Raw genomic sequence first — 19132 nt, 5'->3', positions numbered from 1 at the left:
GGATTTATCCCCGTTCGGCTGCGCAGCAGTCGCAAACCGGTCGGTAGGGGTCATCTGTTGCTGCGCGGCGTCTGGTTTTGGGGTTGCTTCGCAACCCAGCGGGGATAAATCCCCTCGCCACAGGGGAATGCGCCGCACTCATACTCAGGGTTTTCGCAGTGTCTTCTGCCTGAGGATATACACCGTCACCAGCACCGCACTGGTGAGCATGAACCCCCGCGCCCATGGCAGCGGCACCAGGTAGCAGGACAGCAGGATGCTCGCCCACATCAGCCCGATGGCATAGACCTTGCCCTTGAGCGGGATGCCGTTGCCGCTGAGGTAGTCGCTGATCCACGGGCCCAGGCGGGGATGTTCCACCAGCCACTGGTAGAAGCGCGGCGAACTGCGGGCGAAGCAGGCCGCGGCCAGCAGCAGGAAGGGGGTGGTAGGCAGGACGGGAATGAAAATGCCGATGACCCCCAGCACCACGCTCAGCCAGCCGATGGCCAGTAGAGCGTAACGCAGGATCAGCGGGCGGTTGCCGACTGGCGAGGGCACCCGGTCACTCAGTGGTGGCGCGGCTTGAGGATCGCCGGTTTCTCGTCCGGGGCGTTGCACAGCAGGTACAGGGCGGTGAGGGCTTCGGGGATCTGGACGATCATGTCGTCCATCAGGTTCGCGTCGGCGGCGATGTCGGAAAACTCCGGTTGCTCGTCGAACAGGCCGGAACCGACCATGATCGGCAGCAGCATTTCGCTGACTTCCTCTTCGGCGGTTTCGAACCAGGCGGCTTCGCGCAGGAACACGCCTTCCATGAAGCCGATGCACCAGCCACGCAATTCCGAATCGTCCGGGTCATCGCCCAGGTCCAGTTCGCACGGCAGCTCGAATTCTTCGTCGGACGCCAGTTGACGGGCGATGTGGGCCTTGAGGCCGACCAGGGTGGCTTCGATTTCGGCGCGCTGGGCTTCGTCGCTGTAATGCGGCTCTTCGGCGAACAGGGCATCGATCCACTCACGGTCCGGCACCGTTTCGGCGCAGATCGACAGGGCGGTCAGATAGCCGTGAGCGGCCACGTAGTCCAGCGCTTCCTCGTGCAGCTCATCGGCGTCGAGGAAGACTTGCAGGCGGGTCAGTTGCTCAGCGAAGGACATTACGGGCTACCTTGGGGAATAAACAATGCGGGAATTCTAGGCCTTCTTGAGCGCCCAGGCCAGCCGCGTGGTGTATTTGCCTCTCGACGGTCCGAGGGTCGACACAAATGGGGGGGGCACCGCAGATCAAATGTGGGAGCGAGCTTGCTCGCGATGAGGGTATGGCATTCAACACTGCCCAAGCTGATCCACCGCTATCGCGAGCAAGCTCGCTCCCACAGGGACTGGGGCAACCGGAAGATCGCCAGCACCTCTTGTCAGCAGCGCCCTTTGCGGCGAAGGCCTCGGGTATACTGCCGCGTTTTGTGATGCCCTGCGGCGTCCCGCCGGTTCGAAACGCGCACTTACGATTTGCCGGTGCAGCGTGTGCGATTCTGAACCAGCCTTGCAGGGATGTTTCGGTGATTTTTGGAGTTTCTATGCTCGAACAGGCTCAACGCGTCCTCAAGGACATCTTCGGCTACGACAGTTTCCGTGGCCGCCAGGGTGCCATTATTGAGCGTGTGGCCAGCGGTGGCGATGCCTTGGTGCTCATGCCCACCGGCGGCGGCAAATCCTTGTGCTTCCAGGTGCCGGCGCTGCTGCGCAACGGCCTGGCGGTGGTGGTTTCGCCGCTGATCGCGCTGATGGACGACCAGGTCGCGACCCTCGAGGAACTGGGGGTCGCCGCCGCTTCGCTGAACTCCACCCTCAGCGCCGAGCAACAACGGGACCTGGCGACGCGGATCAAGCGCGGTGAAGTCAAGATGTTGTACCTGGCCCCGGAACGCCTGGTACAGCCGCGCATGCTGGCGTTCCTGCAGAGCCTGGAAATCGCCCTGTTCGCCATTGACGAAGCCCACTGCGTATCGCAATGGGGCCATGATTTCCGGCGTGAATACCTGCAGCTGGGGCAATTGGCGGAACTGTTCCCCGACGTGCCGCGCATCGCCCTGACCGCTACCGCCGACAAGCGTACCCGCGAGGAAATCGTCGAGCGCCTGCACTTGCAGGATGCCGAGCGGTTCCTGTCGAGCTTCGACCGTCCCAATATTTTCTACCGCATCGTGCCCAAGGAGCAGCCGCGCAAGCAATTGCTGGCGTTCCTCGCCGAGCGCCGCAGCGATGCCGGCATTGTCTATTGCCTGTCGCGCAAAAAGGTCGATGAAGTGGCGGCGTTCCTGTGTGAGCAAGGGTTCCCGGCGTTGCCGTATCACGCCGGCCTGCCCAACGACCTGCGAGCCTATCACCAGAAGCGCTTCCTCAACGAGGAAGGCCTGATCATGGTGGCCACCATTGCGTTCGGCATGGGCATCGACAAGCCCAACGTGCGTTTTGTCGCGCACCTGGACCTGCCCAAGTCCCTCGAGGCGTACTACCAGGAAACCGGGCGTGCCGGCCGTGATGGCTTGCCGGCCGATGCCTGGATGGCCTACGGCCTGCAAGACGTGGTGATGCTCAAGCAGATGCTGCAGAACTCCGAAGGCGATGAGCGCCACAAGCGCCTGGAGCAGCACAAGCTCGACGCCATGCTCTCGCTGTGCGAAGAAACTCGCTGCCGTCGCCAGACCTTGCTGGCCTATTTTGACGAAGACATGCCCCAGCCTTGCGGGCATTGCGACAACTGCGTCGATGGCGTGGAGACCTGGGACGCCACCGAACCGGCCCGTCAGGCCTTGTCGGCGATTTTCCGCACCGGCCAGCGCTATGGCGTCGGGCACCTGGTGGACGTATTGCTGGGCAAGGACAACGAGAAGGTCCGCAACTTCGGTCACCAGCACCTCTCGGTGTTTGGCGTGGGCAAGGCGCGCACCGAGAGTGAGTGGCGCTCATTGTTCCGGCAACTGGTGGCCCGCGGCCTGGCGGACATCGACCTGGAAGGCTACGGCGGCCTGCGCCTGAGTGCGACTTGCCGGCCGTTGCTCAAAGGCGAGGTCACCCTCGAACTGCGCCGCGACCTCAAGCCGGCAACGGCGGTCAAGAGCAGCAAGAGCCAGGCCAGCCAATTGGTACGCGGCGAAGAGCGCGACCAATGGGAAGCCTTGCGCGCCTTGCGTCGCAAGCTGGCCGAGGAACACGGCGTACCGCCGTACGTCATCTTCCCCGATTCGACGCTGCTGGAAATGCTCCGCAGCCAGCCCACCTCCCTGGCGGAAATGGCCCGGGTCAGCGGCGTGGGGGCGCGCAAGCTGGAGCGTTATGGCGAAGCCTTCCTCCAGGTCCTGGGGGGCGAAGCCGAAGCGCCGAAAGCGGTGGTCGATGTGCGCCACGAGCTCATCACACTGGCCCGGGCTGGCATGACACCGGTGCAGATCGCTGGGCAATTGCAGTGCTCGGAGAAGAACGTCTACACGATGCTGGCCGAGGCCATCGGCAAACAGCAGTTATCCCTGGATCAGGCGCTGGATCTGCCCGAGGAACTGATGGGCGAAGTACAGGACGCGTTCCTGGATGGCGAAGGCGAATTACCGCCAGTATCCGAAGTCGCCGCGCTGTTTGTCGGACGGGTGCCCGAAGGTGTGCTGTACTGCGTCAGGGCTGCGTTGCAGTCGGAATTTGAAGTCTGATCAGTGAGTTGCGCTCCTTTAACGATTCAGTACAAGGCGAGCCTTGCTTGAATCCAAAGCTCATGCTTAGCTGACTAATAATTAGTTTTTCTCTATTTCAGATCTGATGAGTTTTTTATGCCGTTAACCGATCAACACCGTTTTGGCATGCAGTTGGCGCAAATGTCCCGAGGCTGGCGGGCCGAACTGGACCGTCGCTTGGCCGGGCTGGGCCTGTCCCAGGCGCGCTGGCTGGTGCTGCTGCACCTGGCCCGTTTCGAACAGGCGCCGACCCAGCGTGAACTGGCCCAGAGTGTCGCCGTCGAAGGCCCGACCCTGGCCCGGTTGCTCGACAGCCTGGAAACCCAGGGGTTGGTGCAGCGCCAAGCCGTGGCCGAGGACCGCCGGGCCAAGAAAATCGTGCTCTGCGCGCCGGCCTTACCGTTGATCGAACAAATCGAAACCATTGCCACACAGTTGCGACGGGAGCTGTTCGAAGGGGTCGACGAGGCGGACATGCGCGTCTGCATGCGGGTTCACGGCACGATCCTGGCCAACCTGGAAAAATCCTGAGGCAGATCCCTGGCGTCAGACTTTTGAGATTCGTCGGTTAGCGAACTATAACCAGTAGTAAGCGCTCCTATTGGGAGCGTTTACGCCGAGGTTGGTTTTGGTAATCGAAAGGGATACCCATGCTTGAAAGTTTGCAGTCCACGTTGCGCAGTTGGATCAACGTGTCGATCGTCGTGGGTGCCTTGGGGTTTCCGGCCTTGGCGTCAGCGCTGGGGCTTGGCGAGATCACGCTCCATTCCGCCTTGAACCAGCCGTTGCGTGCCGATATCGCCCTGGTCGATGTGGCCGGGATCGGCGAAGGTGAACTGTCGGCCAGCCTGGCGAGTCCGGACGATTTCAATCGTGCGGGTGTGGAGCGGGTGTTCTTTCTCAATAATCTTCGCTTTACGCCGGTATTGCGCGGTGAGCGCAGCTTCATTCGGGTGACCTCCAGCAAACCGGTGGAGGAACCCTTCCTTAATTTCCTGGTGCAGCTCAATCAGCCCAACGGGCGCTTGCTGCGCGAATACACCGTGCTGATCGACCCACCGGGCTCACCGGGTATCGTGCCGGCCCGTGACGAACCGTCCACGGCCCCACAGCCTGGGACGCCGAGCCAGGCCACACCGGCCATCAAGCCGCCCCCGGCGGTACAGGGCAAGCGCTATACGGTCGTGCAGGGAGACAATCCCTGGGTGATTGCCCAGCGCCTGCATGACGCCGGGAGCAACGCGTCGGTCAATGAGTTGATGCAAGGGATCCAGGCCTTGAACCCCGGCAGCGACCGGCTCTCCATCGGCCAGCGTCTGTTATTGCCCGACTCGGCCGTGCTGCCGACATCGGTTGCAAGCACCGCCGGCCAGGCCTCCGCCGCGTCCGATGAGCAGTTGGCCGCCAGCGTGCTGCAGAACCAGCAACAACAGAAGACCATTGAGGAGCTGCAGGCGCGGCTCCAGGCCCAGGATGAGGAAATCGCCGGCCAGCGCCAGCAGATCAGCGAATTGCAGACCCGGCTGGCCGAGACGGCTCCGGCCCCCGTTGCGTCGGCGCAACCGCAACCAGCGCAGCTTGCGTCGGAGCCGGCTCCAGATGTATCCCCCGTTACCGAACCGGCCGCTGAGCCAGAGGGCATCAATTGGACATGGGTGGCGGGGTTGGTGGCTTTGTTGGGATTGCTCGCCTTGTTATTGTTCATTCGACGTCGCCAACAGCAGGCCGAGTTGGAACCGATGACCGAGCGCCCCGAGCCGATGCTGGAGGCGGGCGACGACACCTTTGCATCAATCCCCGACCCGGAGCCATCCGAGACCGCGACCTCGTTCAACAACGGTGATGCGCCCCTGGGTGATGTGCTGGAAGGCGTCGGGATCTACCTGACCTACGGCCGTTTCACCGAGGCCGCCGGGCTGTTGCGCGCGGCATTGCTGGCCGAACCGGAACGCACCGACCTGGGCCTCAAGTTGCTGGAAGTATTGGGCAAGCAGGGCGATGTCATCGGTTTCCAGGCCCAGGAACATCATCTGTTGGCACAAGGCGTCGATGCCGGGACGCTGGAGGATATCCGCGGGCGCTATCCCAAGGTGGCCCTGATCAGCGCACCGACAGTGGAACAGGCGCAACCCTTGGTACCGGCTCCTGCGCCTGAACCTGAACAGGCGCCCAGTGACGAGTTCGAGCTGGACCTGGAAGCACTGTCCATGGAAACCAGTTGGGACCTGGCGGATGACCAGGGCACGCCGGCTGAAGAAAATCTTGCTGCACCACTGGCTGTCGACAGTACCGAGGGCTTGTCGCTTTCAGGTTTCGACGAACCGGAGTTGCAGTGGGAGGCTCCCCTGGAAACCGAGTCGCTGGACGATGCCTTTCTCGATGGCTTTGCCGATGAGGAGCAGGCGCTGGAATTTGAGCCGCTGGCCCTTGAACCTGTCGCCCTGGACACCCTGTCCCTCGAACCCCAGGCCCCGGAGCATTCGGTCAAACTGGAGCAGGCACAGAACTGCATCGACGATGGCGACCTGAAGACCGCCGTCACCCTGCTTGAAGAGCTGCTCGAAGAGGGTGACGAACCCCTCAAGCAGACCGCCCGGGTGCTGCTGGCGGGGATTCGCTAAGTACCATCGAAGTTGTAGTGGCTGGCCTCATCGCGAGCAAGCTCGCTCCCACAGAAGTCTTCGATGAGCCGCGATTGCGTGCACGCCCCGCCCCCATGTGGGAGCGAGCTTGCTCGCGATAGCAATGGGTCAGGCCATCAATCCAGCCCAGGCAAACACCCAACCCCTCAAAACGTCTGCCCCAGGTTCAGGTACACCGCCTGTTCATCGTCGTCGTTAAAGCCATAGCTGAAGTTCAAGGGCCCTAGCGGTGTATCGAAACCTAGGAAAATACTGGCGGCGTTGATGTAACCACTGTCGAACTCGTTGTCGTTGTTCCAGGCCCGGCCGCGCTCCAAGGAGCCACCGATGTACAGCGGGAAGTCCAATGGCAGGTAGGCCCGCGGTGTGAGGCGTCGGTAATACACGGCACGCATCAGGCTCATGTTCTGCCCGGATACCCCATCTTCGCGAAAGCCTGACAGTTGCCGCGCGCCACCGAGCACAAAGCTGGAGGTCACCACCTCCGCAGTATCCAGGGTACGGCCATAGCGCCCGCCCAGGATGAAGGTGTCCGGGCCGCTGCTCAGGGCCTTGTCCAGTTTGAATTCCCACTGGCGGTAACGCTGGTCGGAGCCCAGCCCCGGTTCGTATTGGCGCCAGCTCAGGCCGATGTCTTCCCCTTCATGGGGAAAGTACACGCTGTCGAGGGAGTCGAACGAATACTTCAGTTCGTAGAACCCCTCGTTGAAATTCTCGCTGGGTTGGTCGTGGTCGCCGATGCGCACATCGGCCTTGCCCCAGGCCTGGCCGACACCGAAGCGGATTTCGCCGCTGTTGCCGATCTGGCGGCCCACATTGAGCCCGAAGCCATAGCGTTCGACGCGATACTGGGCCACCGGATCGTTGTCCAGGATCGACTCCACGTTGCGGGATTCGAATTGCCCATAGGGGGCTATGAAGTAGCGCGAGCCAACATCCAATGGCTGATAGAACTCGCTGTACAACTCCTGCTTGTCGCCGATCTGCGCCCGGGTCAGCCACTCGGCGCCCAGGCGATTGATGCCGTTGACCCGATAGCTTGCCCCCAGGTTGAAAGCGCTGTCGCCGCGCATGTCGTCCGATAGGCTCAGCCCCAACCGCAGGTAATCGGTGCCGGTGCGTCGGCCCCGGGCGCTGATCACCAAGGTGTGGTCCGGGCCCTTGTGGACCACGCGGTATTGCACCTGTTCGAAGTAGTCCAGGCCGTACAACGTGCCCATGTCGGTTTGCAGGCGCCCCAGGTCCAGCGGCTCGCCGATTTGTTGGCGAATGTAGTAGCGAATCACGTCATCGCCGACTTTCGAGTCGTTCTCCACACGAATGGCGGTGATGACCGGCGTGCGTTCGCTGGGCGTGCGTGCGGCCATGAGTTCGGCGTCGGGCGCCTCGGACGGGCGCAGAGGTGCCAGGCGTGCCTCGAGTATCCGGGTGGCGCGGTAGCCGGCGTCGATCATGTCCCGGGCCCGGCCGAAGTCGGTGGAGCCGAAGCTCGCCAAGGCCGGCTGGATCAATACGTCGCTTTTTTTCAGGGTGGCCAGTTGTTCTTCAGAGTTGCGCCGGGTCATCAGGGTGGTCGACTGGTTCAGCACGTCGACCACCGTGACCAGTTGCTTGCGGGTGCGCAGCGGCGTGCCGATATCGACCACGATGGCCACGTCTACGCCCATGTCCCGGGCCACATCCAGCGGGATGTTGTCGGCCATGCCGCCGTCCACCAGCAACCGGCCGTCCAGCTCCACCGGGGCGAACACCGCCGGGATCGACATGCTGGCGCGAATGACCTTGGGCAGGTGGCCTTTGCGGAACACGACTTTTTCGCCGGTGGCGATGTCGGTGGCCACGGCGCGAAATGGGATCGGCAGTTTGTCGAAGTCCCGCGTGTCGCTGGCGTGGGCCAGCAGGCTTTCGAGCAGCAGGGCCAGGTTCTGGCCCTGGATGACCCCCAAGGGCAGGCCGAGGCTGCCGTCGTCACGAAAGCTCAGTTTCTGTTTCACCAGGAAATCGCGGTCATCCTGCTTGCGCCGGAACGGCACGTCCTTGCGTGGCGGCGCATCGGACAAGGCCTGTTGCCAGTCGATGCCCAGGGCGAGTTTTTCCAGTTCGTCGATCTTGTAGCCCGAGGCATACAGCCCGCCGATCACCGCGCCCATGCTGGTGCCGGCAATGGCGTCGATCTTGATGCCTTGCTCCTCCAGGGCCTTGAGCACGCCGATGTGGGCCAGTCCCCGCGCCGCGCCGCCGGACAGCACCAAGCCGATTTTCGGGCGTGGCGCTTCGACGGCCTGGACGAAAAAGGGCAACAGCAGCAGAAGCAGGAGGGGAAGCAGGCGGCGCATCGTCTATCTCGGGGCGGGCGATCAAAGGCAGGTATTATAACGACGCCTTCGAATCCAGGAGTTCACCCGCAATGACCGAACACAAGCCGGAAGTCGTCATCACGTATTGCACCCAGTGCCAATGGCTGCTGCGCGCCGCCTGGCTGGCCCAGGAACTGCTCAGCACCTTCGGCGACGACCTGGGCAAGGTGTCCCTGGTGCCGGGCACCGGCGGTGTGTTCCACATCAGTTGCGACGGTGCGCAAATCTGGGAGCGTAAGGCCGATGGCGGTTTTCCCGAGGCCAAGGTCCTCAAGCAGCGGGTCCGCGACCGGATCGACCCGGAGCGGGACCTGGGCCACAACGATCGGGTTCAGTGAGACGCGGCCTGGGCGCCCACCCCCGGTTTCTTCGAGCTGCCCAGTTGGCTTGAGATCACGATGGCCGCGATGATCACCACGCCGCCCAGCAGCATGCGCAGTGTCGGGCGTTCGTCGAACAGCCACCAGGCCATGGCGATGCCGTAGACCGGTTCCATGGCGAAGATCACCGCCGCCGTGCGGGCCTTGACAACCGCCAGGCTGGCGACGAACAGGCTGTGGGCCAGGCCGGTGCAGAACACGCCGAGCAGGCCGATCCACAACCAGTCGATGGGGTGAACGTCGCTCAGTTGTGGCGCGGCCATCGGTAGTAGGCACAACCCGACCACCACGTTCTGGCACAGCGCGGCCTGCACCGGCGGCACATGCGCGGCGCCGGCACGGTTGGTCAATGACAACAGGGAAAACAGCAGCCCCGAAGCCATGGCCCACAGCAGGCCGGTGGTGGCACCGCTGGCCAGGTCAAAGTTCGGCGTGACCAACACCAGGCCGACGCTCACCAACACCACCAGCCAGATTTCATTGGCGCGAATCCGCTCGCGGAAGATCAGCCCCTCGAGCAATACCGTGAAGGCCGGGAAACTGGCGAACCCCAACGTGGCGATCGCCACGCCGGCCACCTTCACGGCGATGAAGAAGCTCACCCAGTGCGCGGCCAGCAACAGGCCCCCGAGCAGCAATCGCCGGCCATCCTGTGCCCGCAGTTTCTGCCAGCGGCTGCTGCTGGCGAACCGGGCGAACATCGCCAGGGCCAGCACGGCGAAGACGGCGCGACCGAACACGATGACCGCTGGCGAAGCCGCGGCGAGTTTGCCGAAGACACCGGTCAGGCCAAACATGAGTGCGCCAATGTGCAGGGCGCCGAGGGCGGTACGAGGTGTCATTTCAATCCTTTCAACCGATAAGCCATAGCGGGACGGTGAGCGTCTTCTGAGGGAGCGAGCTTGCTCGCGATAGCGGTGGTTCAGGCAATGCAGAAATTGACTGACAGATAGCAATCGCGAGCAAGCTCGCTCCCACACTGGATTTTCAGCAGGCACAAAATTCATGTGCACCCAGTTCCCCTGTGGGAGCGAGCTTGCTCGCGATGAGGCCAGCAAACCCAACATCCATGTAACTGAACCACCGCCTTCGCGAGCAGGTTCGCTCCCACAGGACTGTTCCCCCTCACAGATTGCAGTATTTAAGCGCGGGTGGGGCGGCAGGGTCTGTCGCGATCCTAGCGATTTTTAACGCGCATCTAGCGTTGGCGCCGCAGCTTGCCCGGCGAGGCACCGAACTCTCGCAGCACCGCCGCGGCGAAAGCACTCTGAGAGCTGTAGCCGACCCGGTGGGCGATCTCGCCGATGGGCAGGTCCGACTCGCGCAACAACGCCACGGCCTGATGCAAGCGGCGGCTGCGGATGTACTCCATTGGGGTTTGTCCGCACTCGGCGATGAAGCGCGCATGCAGGCGTGCGCTGGAAAGGCCGGCGACCCGCGCCAGATCCGCCACTTGCAGCGGGTAGGCGGCGTTCTGGTCGATGTGGGCGTTGAGCGCGGCGTAGGGCAGGCGCCGGCCACCGAGGGTGTGCTGGCGAACGCCATTGAGACTCGCCAGCAGCAGCACCGCGCCTTGCTGGGCAATCACCGGGTCGTCCACCGGGCTGCCCGCCAGCCAACTGACCAACTGGCTTTGCCCCGCGTCCAAGGGCAGGCGAGCGCTGTCGTCGAGCAAGCGGCGACTGGCGTCGGCATGATCCCCCAGGCATTGCCCGACCCAATCGTCACTGGGCACATCCAACACCAGGCAGCGACTGCCCTGGGGACTGCCACAGGCATGATGGGCTCCGGCGGGTACCACCACGAAACTCTGTTGCACCACCTGGCTGCCACGCCCTTCGACCTCGAAGTCCAGCGCGCCGGACAACCCGAACACCAGTTGCGCGTGGTCGTGGCTGTGGACAATCAAATCGTGGCTGTAGTGGCGTAGCGTGAGGATCGGTCGCATCGCGGTCTCCCGGGTCAGGTCGCCAGCATACACCGAGGGCACACCGCCTCGCGCTGTCATGGAATGGACTTGTGTTTGTCATGGGCCATTAACCGCTGGCGTGCACAGTGGCGAAAACGATCAGAGGGTTGCCCAATGACCAGCGCCGAGCTCGCCAAACCCAGCCGCAAGCAGCGTGTTCGCACCCTGTGGATTTCCGATGTGCACCTGGGCACCCGGGATTGCCAGGCCGAGCACTTGTCGCAGTTTCTCAAGGGCTACCACGCCGACAAGATCTACCTGGTGGGTGACATCATCGATGGTTGGAAACTGCGCGGTGGCATGTATTGGCCCCAGGCCCACACCAACGTCATTCGCCGCTTGCTGACCATGAGCAAGCGCGGCACCGAAGTGATCTACGTCACCGGCAACCATGACGAATTCCTGCGGCGCTATTCGAAGTTGATCCTGGGCAATATCCAGTTGGTGGACGAAGCGGTGCACGTCACTGCCGATGGCCGGCACCTGTTGGTGATCCATGGCGACCAGTTCGACGTCATCACCCGTTACCACCGTTGGTTGGCGTTCCTCGGTGATTCGGCCTACGAGTTCACCCTCACGCTGAACCGCTGGCTCAATCATTGGCGGGCCCGTTATGGCTACGGCTACTGGTCGCTGTCGGCGTACCTCAAGCACAAGGTCAAGACCGCTGTCAGCTTCATCAGCGATTTTGAAGAAGCCATCGCCCACGAGTGTGTGAAGCGCGAGCTGCATGGCGTGGTCTGCGGGCACATCCACCATGCCGAGATGCGTATGGTGGGTGAGGTGGAATACCTCAATTGTGGCGATTGGGTCGAATCCTGCACCGCGCTGATCGAGCATTGGGATGGGTCGATCGAGTTGTATCGGTTGGCTGAGGCCCAGGCGCGGGAGGCGTTGGTCAAAGCTGAGTTGAAAGTGACCGAGCCGGTGTAGGCCTTCATGACGCCATCGCGGGCAAGCCTTGCTCCCACATGTACTCACTGCCTATGAGAGCAGGCAACACCTGTGGGAGCAAGGCTTGCCCGCGATGGACCGCGCAGCGGCCCCCAGAAATCTGTCAGCCAGAAGGCTGCTCCGTCATCGCCGCCTTGTAGATCGACTGCTTCGGCGCGGCAAACACCCTTTCCAGCATCGGCTCGAAGAAACTCAACGGCAGTGTGTCGTACTCGGGATCGAACGCCGCTGCGTCATATTTCGCACAAAAGTCGACCGTCGCCTGGTACTGCGGATGTTCGCAAAACTGCTCGCGCAGGTACCGGTCCATGCCCAGGTGATGGAAGAAGTAATAACCCTGGAAAATCCCGTGCTTCTCCACCATCCACAGGTTCTCGGCGCTGACGAAGGGCTTGAGGATCGCCGCGGCGATGTCCGGGTGGTTATACGAACCGAGGGTGTCGCCGATGTCGTGGAGCAGGGCGCAGACCACGTATTCCTCGTCCCGCCCGTCCCGGTAGGCGCGGGTGGCGGTTTGCAGGGAATGGGTCAGGCGATCCACCGGGAACCCGCCGAAATCGCCGTCCAGCAGTTTCAAGTGGGCCAGGATCCGCCCCGGCAATTGCCGTGCGTAGGCGCTGAAGTCGGCCGCGATGTTCGCCCAGTCTTGTTGAGTCCCTTCCTGCATGTGGGTAAAGCGCGCATGGTTGCTCATGGGTAGTCCTTATCAGAACGCGACCTTGCCCCGCAGCATGTCGCGGTACATGACGAAATCGCCGAGCAGGCTGTAGAGCGGATGCTGGAAAGTGGCGGGACGGTTCTTTTCGAAGAAGAAGTGCCCGACCCAGGCGAAGCCGTAGCCGGCGACGGGCAGGGCGAGCCACAGCCACCCGCTACCCACGACGAGGGCGAGGACGAACACCAGGATGACCAGGGAGGTGCCGATGAAATGCAGTCGTCGGCAGGTGCTGTTGCTGTGTTCGCTGAGGTAATACGGGTAAAACTCGGCGAAGGTATTGAATCGTTTAGCGTTTTCCACGACGGCTGACTCTGTGGTTATTGTTCTGGCGACCGATGCATCCAGCGGCTTACTTTGAGTCTAGAGCCATGATGTGCAACAGCCAGTGACAATCAGCGCCACTTTAGTATCCTTCGCAAATCCAGCCGTACCCTGCGGCTCGTCATGCAAGTAAAACGTCATGAGCGAACGAACCACTTCTTCAAGCTGGGCTATGGGGATTGTCAAGGCGTTGGAAATGGACGGCCTGGATTGTCGGGTGCTGTTCAAGCAACTGGGGCTGGACTTTGATGCACTGGACGATCCGGATGCGCGTTTCCCCCAGGATTCGATGACGCGGCTCTGGCAACGGGCGGTGGAATTGTCGGGTAACCCGGCCATTGGCTTGAACATGGGTAAGGTGGTGCGCCCAGCCTCGTTCCACGTGGCGGGTTACGCCTTGATGTCCAGTCGCACCCTGGTGGAGGGTTTCCAACGGCTGGTGCGTTACCAGCGGATCATTGCCGAAAGCGCCGACTTGAGTTTTCGCCAGTTGGAAGAGGGCTACGGGTTGATCCTGACGGTGCATGGCGACCATCTGCCGCCGACCCGTCAAAGCGCCGAAGCGTCCCTGGCGTGTGCGCTGGCCCTGTGCAGTTGGTTGACCGGGCGCACCCTGCGCCCGGTGAAGGTGTTGTTCCAAGGCGCGGAGCCCTCGGACCCGGCGCCTTATCAGCGAGCCTTCCCCGCGCCGCTGGTGTTTGGTGCGCCTTATGACGCGCTGATCTTTGAACGGGCCGACATGGAGGCGCCGCTGCCGACGGCCAACGAAGCCATGGCCCAGCTTCACGACCGGTTTGCCGGGGAGTACCTCGCGCGTTTTTCGGAAAGCCGCGTGACCCACAAGGCGCGACAAGTATTGTGTCGGCTGCTGCCCCAGGGCGAACCCAAGCGAGACGTGGTGGCGCAGACGCTGCACCTGTCGCAGCGCACCTTGCAACGGCGCTTGCAGGAAGAAGGCACCAGTTTCCAGAGCCTGCTCGAAGACACCCGTCGCGAACTGGCCGAGCAGTACCTGGCGCAGTCGGGCATGACGTTGCTGGAGATCGCCTATCTGCTGGGGTTCGCCGACCCGAGCAATTTTTTCCGGGCGTTTCGCCGCTGGTTCGACACCACACCCGGCGAATACCGGGCGCGATTGGCCAGCCAGCCGGAACCGGTCAGTGGCGCCAGAACGCCGGGATACACAGCACGAACACCGTGATGATCTCCAACCGGCCCAGCAGCATGCCCGCCGACAGAATCCATTTGGCCGCGTCCGGCAACGGTGCGAAGTTGCCGGCCGGCCCGATGGTTTCCCCCAGCCCCGGGCCGACGCCCGACACGGTACTGGCCGCGCCGGTCAGGGCCGTCATCCATTCCACCCCCAGCAGTGACAGCAGCAGGGCGATCACGCAAATGGTGATGGCAAAGAAGAACGAGAACGTGAGGATCGAACGGACGATTTCTTCGTCGAGGCGATGACCGTTGTATTTCTGCTTGATCACCGCGCGGGGGTGGATCAGTTGATTAAGGTTGGCCCGAAGCAGGATGTAGGCGACCTGGAAGCGGAAAATCTTGATCCCGCCGGCCGTCGACCCCGAACAACCGCCAACGAACCCCAGGTAGAAGAACAGCATCAGCGAGAAATTGCCCCACAGGCTGTAGTCCCCCAGGGCGAAGCCGGTGGTGGTGACGATGGACGTCACGTTCAGCGCCACGTGCCGCAGCGCGTCCAGCCAATGCAGGTCGGTGGTGGCCCAATACCAGGTGCCGAGCACCAGCCAGGTCACCAGCAGCACGCCGATAAGCCCCTGGACCTGCTGGTCCTTGATCAGCGCCCGGCGATTGCCTCGCAGCGTCGAGACATACAGGGCAAACGGCAGGCTGCCGAGGATCATGATGACGATGGCGACCCAGTGCACCGCCGGTTGGGTCCATTTGGCCAAGGACAGGTCCGAGGTGGAGAAACCGCCGGTGGAGATCGCCGACATCGAATGGTTGATAGCATCGAACAGGCTCATCCCGGCCCACCAGAGCGCCAGGGTGCCGAAAATGGTGATGCCCACGTAGGACGCCACGATCAGCCGCGCCACCATGTGGGACCGGGGCATGACTTTTTCCGAGCGGTCCGACGACTCGGTCTGGAACAGCCGCATGCCACCAATGCGCAGCAAGGGCAGGATCGCTACCGCCATGCCGATGAAGCCGATACCGCCGAGCCAGTGCAGCAACGAGCGCCACATCAGGATGCCCGGAGACATGGTGTCCAGGCCGCTCAGCACGGTAGCGCCGGTGGCGGTGATGCCCGACATGCTTTCGAAGAACGAGTCCGTATAGCTGATGTGCTGGGTCAGCAGGAACGGCAGCGCAGCGAAGATGCACACCACCAGCCAGCTGCTGACGGTCAGCAGGTACATGTCCCGCGGTCGCAGGTGGATGTGTTCCGGGCGCCCGGGAAGCACCAGTGCCAGGCCGGCGACGAAGGTGATCATGCTCGACCAGAGGAACGACGGCAGGTCGCGGGTGCGCTCGAAGACCATCAGCGTGATCATGGGCACAACCATGAAGATCGCCAGGGTGATCAGGAAGATGCCGATGATGAAACCAATGATCCGCAGGGTCGGCAACGCCATGAAGTCCGCTCAGGCTGAAAGGGAAGGGCGCCATTCTACCTGCGACAAGCGGCATGTAAACCAGCAGCCGGCGGGGCCTGGGCGCCTGGCCGCGGAATTTGCGCTAACGGACTCGCCGCACAGCAACTAGAATAGCCAAACATTTTTTCAGGAGGTGGCCGATGCAGGCTCTCGACGCTTTGCTCAACCGTGTTTCCGTCCCGCGCCTGGTGGAGCCGGCCCCCACGCCGGAACAGCGCGAACTCATGTTCGCCGCGGCCATGCGCGCGCCGGATCACGGCCAGTTGCGGCCATGGCGCTTTCTGACGATCGAGGGGCAGGCGCGGCATCGCATGGGCGAACTGCTGGCCGAAGCGGCGAAGTTCAATGACCCGCTGGTACCCGAAGCCGTCGTGGAAAAAGCCCTCAACGGCCCTTTGCGCGCGCCCCTGGTCGTGGTGGTGATCGCCCGCCTGCAGGACCATTTCAAAATCCCGAAATCCGAGCAACTGCTGGCGGCCGGCTGCGCGGCCCATGGCATCTTGTTGGCTGCGTACGCCCAAGGTGTCGGTGGGGTGTGGCGTACCGGTGAGCTGGCGTATTCGCCGCATGTGGCCAGGGGACTGGGTCTTGAAGATGGGGAAGAGGTGATCGGATTCCTCTATCTGGGCACGCCGCAGAAAGAAGCGCGTACGGCACCGCAGGAAGATGTCGGGCAGTTTGTCCGCGAGTGGACTGGCCAATAATTGCTCAACGGCGGCGGATGACTTGAGGCTGGTTTGATCCACCGTGGCGAGGGAGCTTGCTCCCGCTGGGCGGCGAAGCCGCCCCAAGAAGCAATGCAATCTTCCAGGCATGCCGCGCCAAGCCTTTTTACGACTGCTGCGCAGCCGAGCGGGAGCAAGCTCCCCCGCCACAAAATCTACAGCCGACGGTGGTGTTATTTACACGCGTCCGCAATCGCCTCGGCCAGCAGATCCAAACGCGTGGCGTCGATGCCGGCTACATTGGCCCGGCCGGTGCCGACCATGTAGACGCTGTGGCGCTCGCGCAGATGCTTGACCTGTTCCGGCGTCAGGCCAGTGTAGGAAAACATCCCACGTTGCACGCCGATATGGGCGAAGCGCTCGCGCAAACCATGGAGTTCGAGGGCTTCCAGCAAGCCGCTGCGCAATTGCGCGATGCGCAGGCGCATGGTCTGGACTTCATCGGCCCACAGGCTTTTGAGTTCCGGGTTGCCGAGGATGGTCGCCACCACGGCCGCGCCATGGTCCGGCGGCGTCGACCAGAGGTTGCGGGCGATATTGGCCAGTTGGCTGCGGATGTCCACCAGCTTCTCGCCATCCCGGGCGCAGACGATCAACGCACCGGTACGGTCGCGGTACAGGCCGAAATTCTTCGAACAGGAACTGGTGACCAGCACTTCCGGCAGGGCCTGGGCAAACAGCCGGACCGCCCAGGCGTCCTGCTCCAAGCCATCGCCGAAGCCTTGGTAGGCAAAGTCGATCAGCGGTAGCAGGTCGCGGCTGCGCACCACCTCCAGCACCTGACGCCATTGCTCATGGGACAGGTCGAACCCTGTGGGGTTGTGACAGCAGGCGTGCAGTAGCACCACATCGCCTTTGGGTGCCTGGCTCAGGGTCGCCAGCATCGCCTCGAAATCCAGGCGGTTATCGGCGCCCACATACGGGTAGTGACTGACCTTGACCCCGGCCGCGGCGAAGATGGTTTCGTGGATCGGCCAGGTCGGGTTGCTCAGCCATACGCCACGGCCCGGCAGGCACTGGGCGATGAAGTCGGCGCTCAGGCGCAGGGCGCCGGTGCCGCCCGGTGTCTGGGTGGCGCCGGCGCGTTTTTCGCTGATCAACGGCGAGTCGGCCCCCAGCACCAGCGCATTGATCAACTGGCCGAACACGGCGTCGCCATGGCCGCCGATGTAGGTCTTGGTGGTCTGGCGATCCACCAGCCGCTGCTCGGCCTGCTTCACTGACTGAAGAATCGGCGTCAGGCCCTGGGCGTCCTTGTAGACCCCCACGCCCAGGTCGAACTTGCTCGGGTTGCTGTCCGCCCCGTAGGCCTCCATCAGGCCGAGGATCGGGTCGCCGGGTACCCGGCCGATGGCATCGAAATGCATTACTTGCGGCCCTCGGCGGTCTTGGCCACGTCATCGGTGCGGGCGGCCATGATGAAGTCATTGCGGTGCAGGCCCTTGATGGAGTGGCTCCACCAGGTCACGGTGACTTTGCCCCATTCGGTGAGCAGGCCTGGGTGGTGGCCTTCGGCCTCGGAGATCTCGCCGACGGCGTTGGTGAACGCCAGGGCGTGCTTGAAATTCTTGAACAGGAAAACTTTCTCCAGTTGCATCACGCCGTCGCGCACTTCGATGTTCCAGTCGGGGATCTGCTTGATCAGCACCGGCAGTTCTTCGTCGCTGACTTGCGGGGCATCGGCGCGGCAGGCTTCGCAATGGGCTTGGTTCAGAGTGTTCATGGTGTGTTCCTGGATCGAATATTTGGAAAACGTCGATGCACCCACGCTAAAGCAAAGCCGCGTTGTGCAACAGACTCAATTGGGCTTAAAAGATGCGGTTCACGCTGCTTTTGGTGGGAATTTCGGGGCATGCAAGCCCAGCTCCCGACCGCGCTTGACCATGCCCATGATGTCTTCGTGGGCCAGGTCGAACAGCCGCTTGAGCTCGGGCAGCACGAAATACACCGGTTGCAGGATGTCGATGCGATACGGCGTGCGCATGGCTTCCAACGGATCGAACGCTTGATGCTCCGGCTCGTCCGACAGGCAGTACACAGTTTCCTTGGGCGAAGACAGGATGCCGCCGCCGTAGATGCGCCGGCCCTGCGGGGTCTGCACCAGGCCGAACTCGATGGTCATCCAATACAGGCGCGCCAGGTAAACCCGTTCTTCCTTGGACGCCTGTAGGCCGAGTTTGCCGTAGGTGTGGGTAAATTCCGCAAACCAGGGGTTGGTCAGCAGCGGACAGTGGCCGAAGATCTCGTGGAAAATGTCCGGCTCTTGCAGGTAATCCAGCTCTTCCCGCGTACGAATAAAGGTCGCCACCGGAAACTGCTTGCTGGCGAGCAATTCGAAGAAGGTCTGGAAGGGGATCAGCGCCGGTACCCGGGCGACTTGCCAGCCGGTGGTCGCGCCTAGCACCTTGTTGATTTCGTCCAGTTGCGGGATGCGGTCGTGGGGCAAGCCCAGCTTGTCGATGCCGTCCAGGTATTCCTGGCACGCACGGCCTTCGATGACTTTCAGCTGGCGGGTGATCAGCGTGTTCCACACTGCGTGTTCTTCGGCGGTGTAGTGGATAAAACCTTGCGCATCGGGCTCGCGGGCCACGTACTGCGTCTGCTTCATGCTGTTCTCCTGCTGATTTCCCTCAGGGGGAAGGCTGTTTGTTTTTATGTCCAGCGATGCATTAGAGATAACGCGAAGCAGGGATGTGTGCAGCCGGCAGACGAGAGTTCGTATGGCGATAA

18 protein-coding genes are annotated in these 19132 nt (G+C 62.6%); 7 read left to right on the top strand and 11 right to left on the bottom strand.

Annotated features, from left to right (window positions below; all coding sequences use genetic code 11):
• Nucleotides 1-144 precede the first annotated feature (144 nt).
• Nucleotides 145-540: a YbaN family protein gene (locus AB4N80_RS26535; RefSeq protein WP_122569046.1), complete on the bottom strand. Its 396-nt coding sequence runs from the start codon at nucleotides 538-540 to the stop codon at nucleotides 145-147.
• A gap of 8 nt (nucleotides 541-548) precedes the next feature.
• Nucleotides 549-1136: a UPF0149 family protein gene (locus tag AB4N80_RS26530; protein WP_060738682.1), complete on the bottom strand. Its 588-nt coding sequence runs from the start codon at nucleotides 1134-1136 to the stop codon at nucleotides 549-551.
• A 419-nt stretch (nucleotides 1137-1555) separates the two neighbouring features.
• Here AB4N80_RS26530 and recQ point away from each other — a divergent pair, with 419 nt between their 5' ends.
• The 3 genes from recQ to AB4N80_RS26515 all read left to right on the top strand — a co-directional run bounded on the left by recQ (nucleotide 1556) and on the right by AB4N80_RS26515 (nucleotide 6324).
• A complete protein-coding gene (gene recQ, locus AB4N80_RS26525) occupies nucleotides 1556-3682 on the top strand; it encodes a DNA helicase RecQ (RefSeq protein WP_460079660.1) in 2127 nt (708 codons plus the stop codon).
• Nucleotides 3683-3799: 117 nt separating this feature from the next.
• Complete coding sequence (locus AB4N80_RS26520; protein ID WP_003199001.1) at nucleotides 3800-4234, top strand: MarR family transcriptional regulator; 435 nt, start codon at nucleotides 3800-3802, stop codon at nucleotides 4232-4234.
• A gap of 119 nt (nucleotides 4235-4353) precedes the next feature.
• A complete protein-coding gene (locus AB4N80_RS26515) occupies nucleotides 4354-6324 on the top strand; it encodes a FimV/HubP family polar landmark protein (protein WP_122569044.1) in 1971 nt (656 codons plus the stop codon).
• 167 nt (nucleotides 6325-6491) lie between these two features.
• Here the strand turns inward: AB4N80_RS26515 and AB4N80_RS26510 are convergent, their stop codons facing one another.
• Nucleotides 6492-8681 (bottom strand): patatin-like phospholipase family protein, encoded by a 2190-nt coding sequence (locus tag AB4N80_RS26510; RefSeq protein WP_122569043.1) that lies wholly within the window; start codon nucleotides 8679-8681, stop codon nucleotides 6492-6494.
• Nucleotides 8682-8752: 71 nt separating this feature from the next.
• Between AB4N80_RS26510 and AB4N80_RS26505 the strand changes: the two genes are divergently transcribed.
• The gene (locus tag AB4N80_RS26505) at nucleotides 8753-9040 is read left to right on the top strand and encodes an Rdx family protein (RefSeq protein WP_060738678.1); all 288 of its coding nucleotides are present in this window, start codon (nucleotides 8753-8755) and stop codon (nucleotides 9038-9040) included.
• On the opposite strand, the gene AB4N80_RS26500 is transcribed toward AB4N80_RS26505, so the two are convergent.
• Nucleotides 9034-9924 (bottom strand): DMT family transporter, encoded by an 891-nt coding sequence (locus AB4N80_RS26500; protein ID WP_460079655.1) that lies wholly within the window; start codon nucleotides 9922-9924, stop codon nucleotides 9034-9036. The two genes, AB4N80_RS26505 and AB4N80_RS26500, sit on opposite strands and share 7 nt — an antisense overlap.
• A 356-nt stretch (nucleotides 9925-10280) precedes the next feature.
• On the bottom strand, nucleotides 10281-11030 hold the full coding sequence (locus AB4N80_RS26495; protein ID WP_122569041.1) for a helix-turn-helix transcriptional regulator: 750 nt from the start codon (nucleotides 11028-11030) through the stop codon (nucleotides 10281-10283).
• Nucleotides 11031-11165: 135 nt separating this feature from the next.
• Here AB4N80_RS26495 and AB4N80_RS26490 point away from each other — a divergent pair, with 135 nt between their 5' ends.
• Nucleotides 11166-11984: a UDP-2,3-diacylglucosamine diphosphatase gene (locus AB4N80_RS26490; protein WP_122569040.1), complete on the top strand. Its 819-nt coding sequence runs from the start codon at nucleotides 11166-11168 to the stop codon at nucleotides 11982-11984.
• Nucleotides 11985-12108: 124 nt separating this feature from the next.
• Here the strand turns inward: AB4N80_RS26490 and AB4N80_RS26485 are convergent, their stop codons facing one another.
• Nucleotides 12109-12699, bottom strand: coding sequence for an HD domain-containing protein (locus tag AB4N80_RS26485; RefSeq protein WP_460079651.1), 591 nt, complete (start codon nucleotides 12697-12699; stop codon nucleotides 12109-12111).
• A gap of 12 nt (nucleotides 12700-12711) precedes the next feature.
• Nucleotides 12712-13023, bottom strand: coding sequence for an Mpo1-like protein (locus AB4N80_RS26480; RefSeq protein WP_122569038.1), 312 nt, complete (start codon nucleotides 13021-13023; stop codon nucleotides 12712-12714).
• Between the two features lie 160 nt (nucleotides 13024-13183).
• Here AB4N80_RS26480 and AB4N80_RS26475 point away from each other — a divergent pair, with 160 nt between their 5' ends.
• Nucleotides 13184-14245, top strand: a complete 1062-nt coding sequence (locus tag AB4N80_RS26475) for an AraC family transcriptional regulator (protein WP_122569037.1) — start codon at nucleotides 13184-13186, stop codon at nucleotides 14243-14245.
• On the opposite strand, the gene AB4N80_RS26470 is transcribed toward AB4N80_RS26475, so the two are convergent.
• Nucleotides 14202-15656, bottom strand: a complete 1455-nt coding sequence (locus tag AB4N80_RS26470) for a TrkH family potassium uptake protein (RefSeq protein ID WP_122569036.1) — start codon at nucleotides 15654-15656, stop codon at nucleotides 14202-14204. The two genes, AB4N80_RS26475 and AB4N80_RS26470, sit on opposite strands and share 44 nt — an antisense overlap.
• Before the next feature lie 161 nt (nucleotides 15657-15817).
• Here AB4N80_RS26470 and AB4N80_RS26465 point away from each other — a divergent pair, with 161 nt between their 5' ends.
• Nucleotides 15818-16381 (top strand): NAD(P)H nitroreductase, encoded by a 564-nt coding sequence (locus AB4N80_RS26465; RefSeq protein ID WP_122569035.1) that lies wholly within the window; start codon nucleotides 15818-15820, stop codon nucleotides 16379-16381.
• A 194-nt stretch (nucleotides 16382-16575) separates the two neighbouring features.
• Here the strand turns inward: AB4N80_RS26465 and AB4N80_RS26460 are convergent, their stop codons facing one another.
• From AB4N80_RS26460 to phhA, 3 genes are all read right to left on the bottom strand, one after another.
• The gene (locus tag AB4N80_RS26460; RefSeq protein ID WP_122569034.1) at nucleotides 16576-17769 is read right to left on the bottom strand and encodes an amino acid aminotransferase; all 1194 of its coding nucleotides are present in this window, start codon (nucleotides 17767-17769) and stop codon (nucleotides 16576-16578) included.
• The gene (locus AB4N80_RS26455; RefSeq protein ID WP_003184087.1) at nucleotides 17769-18125 is read right to left on the bottom strand and encodes a 4a-hydroxytetrahydrobiopterin dehydratase; all 357 of its coding nucleotides are present in this window, start codon (nucleotides 18123-18125) and stop codon (nucleotides 17769-17771) included. Before AB4N80_RS26455 ends, AB4N80_RS26460 begins: the two co-directional genes overlap by 1 nt.
• A 99-nt stretch (nucleotides 18126-18224) precedes the next feature.
• Complete coding sequence (phhA, locus tag AB4N80_RS26450) at nucleotides 18225-19010, bottom strand: phenylalanine 4-monooxygenase (protein ID WP_122569033.1); 786 nt, start codon at nucleotides 19008-19010, stop codon at nucleotides 18225-18227.
• Between the last annotated feature and the right edge of the window lie 122 nt (nucleotides 19011-19132).

The sequence above is a fragment of the Pseudomonas sp. H3_A02 genome (genome assembly GCF_054671965.1).
The sequence above is the reverse complement of the archived record's forward strand: the minus strand, read 5'-3'. Positions and strand labels throughout refer to the sequence as shown.